The following is an 11,117-nucleotide window of genomic DNA, read 5'->3' as shown; positions in this document are numbered from 1 at the left end:
CGCTGACGCTCATCGCGTCGCCCGGCTCGCTCGGCGCCGATGTGGCGGTCGGCACCACCCAGCGCTTCGGCGTGCCCATGGGGTTCGGCGGCCCGCACGCGGGTTACATGGCGGTGCGCGCGGGTCTCGAGCGCCAGCTTCCGGGGCGTCTGGTCGGCGTCTCGGTCGACGCCGACGGCAAGCCCGCGTACCGTCTGTCGCTGCAGACGCGTGAGCAGCACATCCGTCGTGAGAAGGCGACCAGCAACATCTGCACCGCCCAGGTGCTCCTCGCCGTCATGGCCTCGATGTACGCCGTCTATCACGGACCTGAAGGACTCCGCGCGATCGCTGCGGAAGCCGCGACTGGCTCACCGACGCGGGTGTCGAGGTCGTGCACGACGCGTTCTTCGACACGATCAGGGCTCGCGTGCCCGGACGGGCGGCCGACATCGTCGAGGCGGCCCACGCCGACGGCATCCTGCTGCGTGCGAACGACGCCGACACCGTGAACATCGCGGTCGACGAGACCACCACGGTCGCCGACCTCCACCGTGTCGCCCAGGTGTTCGGCGGCAAGCGCGAGCGGGCGTTCGGATTCTTCGGGATCGGCGCGGCCGGGTCCCTGCCCGAAGAGCTCCACCGTCAGGACGAGTACCTGACCCACCCCGTGTTCCACGCGCACCGCAGCGAGACCGCCATGATGCGGTACCTCAAGAGCCTCGCCGACCGCGACTACGCGCTCGACCGCGGCATGATCCCGCTCGGATCCTGCACCATGAAGCTCAACGCGGCCACCGAGATGGCGTCGATCACGTGGCCCGAGTTCGCGGGCATCCACCCGTTCGCCCCGGCGTCCGACGTGGCCGGGTACCTCGATCTCGTCGACCAGCTCGAAGCCTGGCTCGCGGGGGTCACCGGGTACGACGCGGTCTCACTGCAGCCGAACGCGGGCTCGCAGGGCGAGCTCGCCGGGCTCCTCGCGATCCGCGGCTACCACCTGGCGAACGGCGACGACCAGCGCACGGTGTGTCTGATCCCGTCGTCGGCGCACGGTACGAACGCGGCGTCCGCCGTGCTCGCGGGCATGAAGGTCGTGGTCGTGGCGTGCGACGACCTCGGGAACGTCGACCTGGCCGACCTCCGCGCCAAGATCGACGCGCATGCGGCCGAGCTCTCGGCACTGATGATCACGTACCCGTCGACGCACGGCGTCTACGAGCAGGACGTCGTCGAGATCACCTCCGCCGTGCACGGCGCAGGCGGACAGGTCTATGTCGACGGTGCCAACCTCAACGCACTGCTGGGGTACGCGCGGTTCGGCGATCTGGGCGGCGACGTCTCGCACCTCAACCTGCACAAGACGTTCGCGATCCCGCACGGTGGTGGCGGACCCGGCGTCGGCCCGGTCGCCGCGAAGGCGCACCTCGCACCGTTCCTGCCCTCGCATCCGCTCGCGCAGCGCGCGGAGCACGCGGGCGGATTCGTCTTCGAAGGCGGTCCGATCTCGGCTGCGCCCTACGGCTCGGCGGGCATTCTGCCGATCTCCTGGGCCTACGTCCGCATGATGGGTGCCGACGGCCTCCGTCACGCGACCGCAGCGGCCGTGCTGTCGGCGAACTACATCGCGGCCCGTCTCGCCGAGCACTACCCGGTTCTGTATGCGGGTGAGAACGGCCGGGTCGCCCACGAGTGCATCCTCGACCTGCGTCCGCTCAAGGAGGCGACCGGCATCACGGTCGACGATGTCGCGAAGCGCCTGATCGACTACGGCTTCCACGCGCCGACCATGTCGTTCCCCGTCGCGGGAACGCTGATGGTCGAGCCCACGGAGTCGGAGGATCTCGGCGAGATCGAGCGGTTCATCGAGGCCATGATCATGATCAGGGCCGAGGCCGATGACGTCGCCGCCGGCCGCTGGCCTGCCGATGACAATCCGCTCGTCAATGCACCGCACACCGCGGTCTCGTTGATCGCGGGGGAGTGGAGCCACGCCTACACCCGTGAGGACGCCGCCTATCCGGTGCACGCGCTCGTCGCCGGCAAGTACTGGCCGCCTGTGCGTCGCATCGATCAGGCCTACGGTGACCGCAACCTGGTGTGTGCGTGCCCGCCGATCGAGGCATTCGCCTGAGCCACGGAGTGCCGTACGACGGCGTCGCGTCCTTCCCGGGATGCGACGCCGTCGCTCGTTTCCGTGCATTTCCGCATGTTTCCGCGAGATTACAGATGGTCACCACTGAGTAACAGTTCATTAGCCGAGTGCGGAGTGGCCGGAAACGCGGGTTACAGTCAACTATCCCTACGCGTTCGATGATGTGCGCGCAGTCTGATGAATACCCGTCCACAGGAGGACACAAGTGAAGCGCAACAAGATCGCCCTTGCGGGCACCGCGCTGTTCGCGATCGGCGCCCTGGCGCTCGCGGGCTGCGCGAGCGGTGGCAACGGCAACGACGACGGTGGCAGCACCGCCGGCGACGCCAACGCGGATGCCATCATCACGACGAACGGATCTGAGCCGGAGAACCCGCTCATCCCCACCAACACCAACGAGGTGGGTGGCGGAAAGATCCTCGACGAGATCTTCGCCGGCCTGATCTACTACGACGCCGAGGGCAAGCCGGTCAACGACATGGCTGAGGAGATCACGACCGAGGACCCGCAGAACCTCACCGTCAAGATCAAGGAAGGCATGACCTTCACCGATGGTGAAGAGGTCACCGCCGACAACTTCATCAAGGCGTGGAACGAGGGCGCGAAGCTCTCGAACGCTCACTACTCCAGCTACTTCTTCGAGGACATCGAGGGCTTCAGCTACGAGACGGACTCCGAGCTCACGGGTCTGAAGCAGGTCGACGACTACACGTTCACGATCGCGCTGAACAAGCCGGCCTCGGACTTCGCTCTGCGTCTCGGCTACTCCGCGTACTACCCGCTGCCCGACGTCGCCTTCGAGGACATGGAGGCGTTCGGTCAGAACCCGATCGGCAACGGTCCGTACATGATCGACGGCGAAGACGCGTGGCAGCACGACGTGCAGATCGATCTCGTCCGCAACGACGACTACGAGGGTGGCCGCCAGGCGAAGAACGGTGGTCTCACGATCAAGTTCTACGCCACGCAGGAAGCGGCGTACGCCGACCTGCTGTCGAACGAGGTCGACGTGATCGACGCGATCCCGACGAACTCGCTCGCGGTCTTCACCGACGAGATCGGCGACCGCGCTGTGAACCAGCCGTCCGCTGTGTTCCAGTCGTTCACCATCGGTCAGTCCCTCCCGCACTTCAGCGGCGAAGAGGGCCAGCTGCGTCGTCAGGCGCTGTCGATGGCGATCAACCGCGAAGAGATCACCGAGACGATCTTCTCTGGCTCGCGCACCCCTGCCTCCGACTTCACCTCGCCCGTCATCGACGGCTGGTCTGACTCGGTTCCCGGCAGCGAGGTCCTCGACTACGACCCCGAGAAGGCGAAGGAGCTGTGGGCCGAGGCCGACGCCATCGCCCCGTGGGACGGCGAGTTCAAGATCGCCTACAACGCCGACGGCGGGCACGACGCCTGGGTCGACGCGGTGAGCAACAGCATCAAGAACACGCTCGGCATCGACGCGTCGGGCGACCCGTACCCGACGTTCCAGGACCTGCGCACCAAGGTCAACGACCGCACGGTCACCACGGCATTCCGTTCGGGATGGCAGGCTGACTACCCGGGTCTGTACAACTTCCTCGGACCGCTCTACGCGACCGGTGCAGGCTCGAACGACGGTGACTACTCGAACCCGGAGTTCGACTCCATGATCGAGGAGGGCATCAGCAACCCCGACGCCGACGCGCAGATCGAGGACTTCACCAAGGCGCAGGAGATCCTGTTCCAGGACCTGCCCGCGATCCCGCTGTGGTACTCGAACGTGACCGGTGGCTTCAGCGAGAACGTCGACAACGTCACGTTCGGCTGGAACTCGGTTCCGCTGTACTACGAGATCACGAAGGCCGGCGAGTAAAGTCTGACGGCACTTCACCTGTGAGGCGGTGACGATTCTTCGTCACCGCCTCACAGGCTGTGTTCGCCTCGCTTTCTTTCCCCTCAAGAAGGGACAAGCGGATGCTCGGTTACATTCTGAGACGTCTACTGCAGGTGATCCCGGTCTTCTTCGGAGCCACCCTGCTCATTTACTTCCTGGTGTTCGCCATGCCCGGCGACCCGATCCTCGCCCTGTTCGGCGACAAGACCCCGAACGCCGCGGTCCTCGAACAGCTGCGAGAGCAGTACCACCTGAACGACCCGTTCATCGTGCAGTACTGGTACTACATCACCGGTGTGTTCCAGGGCGACCTCGGCACCACCTACTCGGGTCGGCCGGTCTCGGCGGTCCTCGCCGCGACTCTCCCCGTCACCGGACGCCTCGCCGTCATGGCGATCGCGATCGAGTTCGTCCTGGCGATCATCATCGGAACGATCTCGGCACTGCGCAAGGGCAAGCTGTTCGACAACGTGTCGCTCGTCGTCGCGCTCGTCGCGATCGCGATCCCGATCTTCGTCGTCGCGTTCCTCGCCCAGTACTTCCTGGCGATCCAGCTCGGATGGTTCAAACCCACCGTGGGCGCGGACAACGACTGGGGCGGCCTCTGGCTCCCGGCGATCGTGCTCGGCTTCAGCCTGTACGCCGTCAGCATGCGCCTCATGCGCAGCTCCGTCATCGACACGCTCAACCAGGACTGGGTGCGCACCGCGTACAGCAAGGGACTGTCGCGCAACCGCGTGCTCCCCGTGCACGTGCTCCGCAACTCGCTGATCCCCGTGATCACGAACTCGGCGACGAACTTCGGCGTGCTGCTCGTGGGTGCGACCGTCACGGAGGGCATCTTCAACGTCCCCGGAGTCGGAAACACCCTCTTCCAGGCGATCCAGCGCGGCGAGGGGCCCACGGTCGTCTCGTTCGTCACGGTGTTCGTCATCCTGTACGTGTTGGTGAACCTTCTCATCGACCTGCTCTACGGTCTGCTCGACCCGAGGATTCGCTATGCCTGATCCCACCAACCAGAAGCACTACGTCGCCCCGGTCGAGACCGAGTCGATCGCCGTCGATGCCGTCCGCATCTCGGACAAGCCCAGCAACCTGTGGCGGGACGCCTGGTTCGACCTGCGTCGCCGCCCGCTGTTCTGGTTCTCGATCGCTCTCGCGGTCTTCTTCCTGGTGATGGCCCTGTGGCCGACGCTGTTCACCTCGACGCTGCCGAACGACGACTGCCAGCTGTCCAACAGCAACGGCGGTCCGACCGAGGGGCACCCTCTCGGGTTCACCTTCCAGGGCTGCGACATCTACGCACGCATCGTGTGGGGATCCCAGACGTCGCTGGCGGTCGGCCTGATCGCCACCGTGATCTCGTCGGTCCTCGGCCTGATCATGGGCGCACTCGCCGGTTTCTACGGGGGATGGCTCGACGGCCTGCTGTCGCGCATCGGCGACATCTTCTTCGCGATCCCGTACATCCTCGCGGCTGTCGTCGTGATGACGGTGTTCCGGGACGCGCGCTCGGTATGGACACTCGCCTTCGCGATCGGCGCGTTCGCCTGGGCATCCACGGCCCGAGTCGTGCGGGCTGAAGTGCTCCGTGTGCGCCAGGCCGACTTCGTGATGGCCTCGCAGGCTCTCGGTCAGTCGAAGTTCAAGATCCTCGTGAACCACGTCGTCCCGAACGCGATCGCACCTCTGCTCGTCGTGTCGACCCTCGGTCTCGCTGCGGCGATCGTCGCGGAGGCGACCCTGTCGTTCCTCGGTGTCGGTCTCGGCAGCGACGTCATGTCGTGGGGCAATGACATCGCCAAGGCTCAGGCCTCACTGCGCGTCGCTCCGATGGCGCTCATCTATCCGTCGATCGCCCTGACCCTCGCGGTGCTGGCGTTCGTCACCCTGGGCGAGCTCATCCGAGACGCCCTCGACCCGAAGGCGAGGGCACGCCGATGAGCGAGCGCATCACCGAACAGGTCCCGCTGCTGAGCGTTCGCGACCTCACCGTCGCGTTCCGCACGCAGGAAGGTCTGCGCGAAGTGCTCCACGGAGTCAGCTTCGACATCATGCCCGGTGAGACCGTCGCCATCGTGGGGGAGTCGGGTTCCGGCAAGTCCACGACTGCCACGGCGATCGTGAACCTGCTCCCGGGTACCGGTCAGGTCACGTCCGGATCGATCACCCTCGACGGTCGTGAGCTCACCACGCTCAGCCGTCGCGAGATCGAGGCGGTCCGCGGTCGGGACATCGGCTTCGTGCCGCAGGACCCGATGTCGAACCTCAACCCCGTGTGGAGCATCGGCTTCCAGGTCAAGGAGGCGATCCGTGCGAACGGCATCGCCCGGGGCCGAGACGCCGCCAAGGCGCGCACGATCGAGGTGCTGCAGCAGGCCGGACTCGCCGACGCCGAGAAGCGTCTGCACCAGTTCCCGCACCAGTTCTCGGGCGGAATGCGTCAGCGTGCGCTCATCGGCATGGGCCTCGCGGCCGACCCGAAGCTGCTCATCGCCGACGAGCCGACCTCGGCTCTCGACGTGACGGTGCAGCGCGTGATCCTCGATCACATGGCGTCGCTCACCCGTGACAAGGGCACCTCGGTGCTCCTGATCACGCACGACCTCGGCCTCGCCGCCGAGCGCGCGGACAAGATCATCGTGATGAACGGCGGCAACATCGTCGAGGCGGGGCCGAGCCGTCAGATCCTCGAGGATCCGCAGCACCCGTACACGAAGCGTCTCGTCTCGGCGGCGCCCAGCGTGGCATCGCAGCGCATCCAGGCCGTGGTGGAGGACCGGGGGATCGAGACTCTCGAAGACCTCGCCGACATCCCGCCGACCGTGCGGGTCGCGGGACTCACGAAGGACTACAAGATCCGTCAGGGGAACTTCCGCAGCGAAGCCTTCCGCGCGGTCGACGACGTGTCCTTCGAGATCCCCCGCGGCAAGACGCTGGCTCTGGTGGGTGAGTCGGGTTCGGGCAAGTCCACCGTCGCGAAGATGGTGCTCAAGCTCGAGGAGCCGACCAGCGGAACCATCGAGATCGACGGTCAGGACGTGTCGAAGCTCTCGAACGCCCAGGCGTTCGGTCTTCGTCGGCGCATGCAGCCGGTCTTCCAGGACCCCTACGGATCGCTCGACCCGCTGCGCAACATCGGCAACACGATCGCCGAGCCGCTGCAGATCCACGGCGTGGGCGACAGCGCGTCGCGGCGTGAGCGCGTCGAGGAGCTCCTCGACCAGGTCTCGCTGCCCCGCGTGCTGGCCACCCGGTATCCGAACGAGCTCTCTGGCGGACAGCGCCAGCGCGTCGCGATCGCGCGTGCGCTCGCTCTCAAGCCCGACATCATCGTCCTCGATGAGGCCGTGTCGGCTCTCGACGTGCTGGTGCAGGACCAGGTGCTTCAGCTTCTGGCCGAGCTGCAGTCGGAACTCGGACTCACGTATCTGTTCATCACGCACGACCTCGCGGTCGTCCGCGTGTCGAGCGACCTCGTCTGCGTCATGGAGAAGGGGAAGATCGTCGAGCAGGGCACCGTCGACGAGATCTTCGCGAACCCGCAGCAGGAGTACACGGATCGTCTGCTCAAGGCGATCCCGGGTGCGTCGATCACCCTCGGCGGTCACTGAGAGTGAGCGCCACCCCTCCACCGGAGGCCGCACGGACATTCCGTGCGGCCTCCGGCCCTGTCTCCCTCGTGCTGTGCTCGCTGCTCGCACTCTTCCTTCTCGGTGACGCCGTCGTGCGTGCGGGTTGGGGGCAGATGCTCCTGCTCGCGCCCTGGGTGCTCCTCGGGCTCTGGGTGGTCTACGAGATCGCCTTCGTGTCGGCCGTCCGCGTCGACGACGAGGGCGCGGTCGTGCAGAACATGCTTCGCAGGACGTCTTTCGGCTGGCGGCGTGTGCGCGACATCGATCTGCGCTGGCAGCTGCTCTTCTCGCTCGACGACGACTCCGAGGTCTCCTGCTACGGAGGTCCTGCGCGGGCGCGTCCGGTGCGTCGTCCGGCCGGCGGAGAAGAGGAGGCCAAGGCGCCGACCGGTCTCCGCGACCTGACCGAGATCCGCGACCGGTGGGAGGCCGCTTCCCTCACGGCGGATGCTCCGATCCGCCGAAGCTGGGATTCTCAGGCGCTCATCGCGCTCGGAGTCATCGTGCTCTGGGCCGTCGTCTCCGTGCTCATCGCGAACGGCTGAACGACCGCCTGCACATCGGACCGTCTCAGTCCGGGAGGCCGAACAGTGCGGGGAATGCACTCGCCGCCCACGGATACCCGACGAACACCGTCGCGTCGATCAGGAAGTGCGCGACGAGGAACGGCATGAGCCGGCCACTGCGCTGGAAGAGCCAGCCGAACAGAAGCCCCATCGCGAGGTTGCCGATGAAGGCTCCCGGCCCCTGATAGAGGTGGTAGCTCGCTCGCAGCAGCGAGGTCGTGAGGATGATGGTCCACGGCCCCCAGCCCAGCTGCTTCAGCCGCGCGAAGAGATAGCCGAGCACGACGAACTCCTCCTGCAGTGATGCTCGAGCGGCTGCGAGAAGGAGGACCGGGACGGTCCACCAGTGGGCGCCCTGACCCGAGGGGTCGACCGCCACGAAGAAGCCCAGGGATCTCCCGGCCAGGTAGAGCCCGATGCCCGGGATGCCGATCGCCGCGACGAGCAGGACGCCCCGTCCGATGTCGGATGCCGTCCTCGTGCCGTCGAGGCCGAGCCTCCCGAGATGCGGCCGGGATGACCGCCAGAGCAGAAAGCACACGAGCAGCACCGGGACCAGCGAGAAGCCGATCGAGAGCACCTGGTAGATCAGGTCGAAGATCTCGCGATCGCTGCGCGACGGATTCAGCGTCGCCGTCTGGTCGGCGAGGGGCGTCTCATCGGTCAGCCGATAGGCCAGCTGCACGATCGCGTAGATCGCGGACTGGCCCAGGCCGAGGGCCAGCACGATCGCGATCTCCCACCACAGGCGGGTGCGCGACGGGGCGGAATCGGCGAACGGGGAGGTCACGATCCTGATCGTACTTCGACTGCTCAGGAACCCGCCGTGCGCGTACGGTAACCTGGAATGTCGGCTTCCCGGCAAAAACCCACACTCTTTAGGACACTTGCATGGCGCACGCCCTTCGCTCTGACCTCCGTAACGTCGCAATCGTCGCGCACGTCGACCACGGTAAGACCACCCTCGTCGACGCGATGCTCCGCCAGACCGGCTCGTTCGGTGAACACGCCCACGTCGATGAGCGCGCCATGGACTCGAACGATCTCGAGCGCGAAAAGGGCATCACGATCCTCGCCAAGAACACGGCGATCACCTACAAGGGCAAGCACGCCCAGGGCAAGGAGATCACGATCAACGTGATCGACACCCCGGGTCACGCCGACTTCGGCGGTGAGGTCGAGCGCGGCCTGTCGATGGTCGACGGGGTCGTGCTGCTCGTCGACGCGAGCGAGGGGCCGCTGCCGCAGACCCGCTTCGTGCTGCGCAAGGCCCTCGAGTCGAAGCTGCCCGTCATCCTGCTGGTCAACAAGACCGACCGACCCGACGCCCGTATCGCCGAGGTCGAGGAAGAGGCTCACGACCTGCTGCTGGGTCTCGCATCCGACCTCGTCGACGATGTGCCCGACCTCGACGTCGACGCGCTGCTCGACGTTCCTGTCGTCTACGCGTCCGGTCGTGCCGGCGCGGCGTCGCAGAACCGGCCGGCCGACGGATCGCTCCCCGACAACGACGACCTCGAGCCGCTCTTCGAGGCGATCCTCGAGCATGTCCCCGCTCCGGCGTACGACGACGAGCACCCGCTGCAGGCCTGGGTCACCAACCTCGACTCCAGCCCCTTCCTCGGTCGCCTCGCGCTGCTGCGCGTCTTCAACGGCACGCTGAAGAAGGGCCAGACGGTCGCGTGGGTCCGCGCCGACGGCACCACCAGCAACGCCCGCATCACCGAGCTGCTCAAGACCCGTGCGCTCGAGCGCTACCCGGCCGAGTCCGCCGGCCCCGGCGACATCGTCGCCATCGCGGGCTTCGAGAACATCACGATCGGCGAGACCATCGCCGACCCCGAGGACGTCCGCCCGCTTCCCGCGATCACGGTCGACGACCCCGCCATCTCGATGACGATCGGCACGAACACGTCGCCGCTCATGGGCAAGGTCAAGGGGCACAAGCTCACGGCGCGTATGGTCAAGGACCGTCTCGACAAGGAGCTGATCGGCAACGTCTCGCTCAAGGTCGTCGACATCGGACGCCCCGACGCGTGGGAGGTGCAGGGCCGCGGTGAGCTGGCTCTCGCCATCCTCGTCGAGAACATGCGTCGCGAGGGCTTCGAGCTCACCGTCGGCAAGCCGCAGGTGGTCACGAAGAAGATCGACGGCAAGACCTACGAGCCGTTCGAGCACCTGACGATCGACACGCCGGAGGAGCACCTCGGCGCGATCACGCAGCTCCTCGCGAACCGCAAGGGCCGCATGGAGAACATGACGAACCACGGCACCGGCTGGGTGCGCATGGAGTTCATCGTCCCGTCGCGCGGTCTCATCGGCTTCCGCAGCGAGTTCCTCACCACCACGCGCGGAACGGGTATCGCCAACGCGATCTCGCACGGCTACGAGCCGTGGGCCGGATCCATCACGACCCGTCAGAACGGCTCGATCGTCGCTGACCGTCAGGGTGTCGTCACGCCGTTCGCGATGATCGCCCTGCAGGAGCGCATGTCGTTCTTCGTCCAGCCGACGCAGGAGGTCTACGAAGGCATGGTCATCGGCGAGAACTCCCGCGCCGACGACATGGACGTGAACATCACCAAGGAGAAGAAGCTCACCAACATGCGTGCGGCGAGCTCCGACACCTTCGAGTCGATGACGCCTCCGCGTCAGCTGACTCTCGAGGAGAGCCTCGAGTTCGCGCGTGACGACGAATGCGTCGAGGTCACGCCCGAGGTCGTCCGCATCCGCAAGGTGAACCTCGACGCGAACACGCGTGCGCGCGAGACCGCTCGTCTGAAGCGCCAGGACGCCAACGCCTGAGAATCGTCTCAGAGAAGGGCCCTGTACTGCCGAGAACGGCTGTACAGGGCCTTTTCTCACGAAACGCCCAGGCGAGCCGTTGCAGAATCGTTACCTTGCGCCTGGGGCCGACT

General features: G+C 66.5%; 7 protein-coding genes and 1 pseudogene. 7 read left to right on the top strand and 1 reads right to left on the bottom strand.

The window, feature by feature from the left end; translation table 11 throughout:
- The 6 genes and pseudogenes from gcvP to RTM68_RS07495 form a co-directional block, all read left to right on the top strand.
- Window positions 1-2,113: pseudogene (gene gcvP / locus RTM68_RS07520) on the top strand (aminomethyl-transferring glycine dehydrogenase); the annotation flags it as partial.
- Between the two features lie 226 nt (window positions 2,114-2,339).
- Entirely contained in the window at window positions 2,340-3,977 is a 1,638-nt protein-coding gene (locus tag RTM68_RS07515; RefSeq protein WP_312169717.1) for an ABC transporter substrate-binding protein, read from the top strand.
- A gap of 101 nt (window positions 3,978-4,078) precedes the next feature.
- Entirely contained in the window at window positions 4,079-5,005 is a 927-nt protein-coding gene (locus RTM68_RS07510; protein ID WP_312169715.1) for an ABC transporter permease, read from the top strand.
- Window positions 4,998-5,942 (top strand): ABC transporter permease, encoded by a 945-nt coding sequence (locus RTM68_RS07505; RefSeq protein WP_312169713.1) that lies wholly within the window; start codon window positions 4,998-5,000, stop codon window positions 5,940-5,942. Before RTM68_RS07510 ends, RTM68_RS07505 begins: the two co-directional genes overlap by 8 nt.
- Window positions 5,939-7,612: an ABC transporter ATP-binding protein gene (locus tag RTM68_RS07500; protein WP_312169711.1), complete on the top strand. Its 1,674-nt coding sequence runs from the start codon at window positions 5,939-5,941 to the stop codon at window positions 7,610-7,612. Before RTM68_RS07505 ends, RTM68_RS07500 begins: the two co-directional genes overlap by 4 nt.
- Window positions 7,613-7,614: 2 nt before the next feature.
- Window positions 7,615-8,178 carry a PH domain-containing protein gene (locus RTM68_RS07495; protein ID WP_312169709.1) on the top strand — a complete coding sequence of 188 codons (564 nt, stop codon included), beginning with the start codon at window positions 7,615-7,617 and terminating at the stop codon, window positions 8,176-8,178.
- Between the two features lie 25 nt (window positions 8,179-8,203).
- Here RTM68_RS07495 and RTM68_RS07490 read toward each other — a convergent pair whose 3' ends face one another.
- The gene (locus RTM68_RS07490; protein ID WP_312169707.1) at window positions 8,204-8,989 is read right to left on the bottom strand and encodes a type II CAAX endopeptidase family protein; all 786 of its coding nucleotides are present in this window, start codon (window positions 8,987-8,989) and stop codon (window positions 8,204-8,206) included.
- Window positions 8,990-9,090: 101 nt separating this feature from the next.
- On the opposite strand from RTM68_RS07490, the gene typA reads away from it, so the two are divergent.
- Window positions 9,091-11,004 carry a translational GTPase TypA gene (gene typA, locus RTM68_RS07485; protein WP_312169705.1) on the top strand — a complete coding sequence of 638 codons (1,914 nt, stop codon included), beginning with the start codon at window positions 9,091-9,093 and terminating at the stop codon, window positions 11,002-11,004.
- The last annotated feature ends 113 nt before the right edge of the window (window positions 11,005-11,117 follow it).

Source organism: Microbacterium sp. (genome assembly GCF_031988965.1).
Taxonomy (GTDB): domain Bacteria; phylum Actinomycetota; class Actinomycetes; order Actinomycetales; family Microbacteriaceae; genus Microbacterium.
Note: the sequence above shows the minus strand (reverse complement) of the source record. Positions and strands in the feature narration are given on the sequence as shown.

What these genes read in the sequence shown, in the direction of transcription:
- RTM68_RS07505 (WP_312169713.1), top strand. Translation starts at nt 4,998, where the DNA reads ATGCCTGATCCCACCAACCAGAAGCACTACGTCGCCCCGGTCGAGACC.
- typA (WP_312169705.1), top strand. Translation starts at nt 9,091, where the DNA reads ATGGCGCACGCCCTTCGCTCTGACCTCCGTAACGTCGCAATCGTCGCG.
- RTM68_RS07500 (WP_312169711.1), top strand. Translation starts at nt 5,939, where the DNA reads ATGAGCGAGCGCATCACCGAACAGGTCCCGCTGCTGAGCGTTCGCGAC.
- RTM68_RS07510 (WP_312169715.1), top strand. Translation starts at nt 4,079, where the DNA reads ATGCTCGGTTACATTCTGAGACGTCTACTGCAGGTGATCCCGGTCTTC.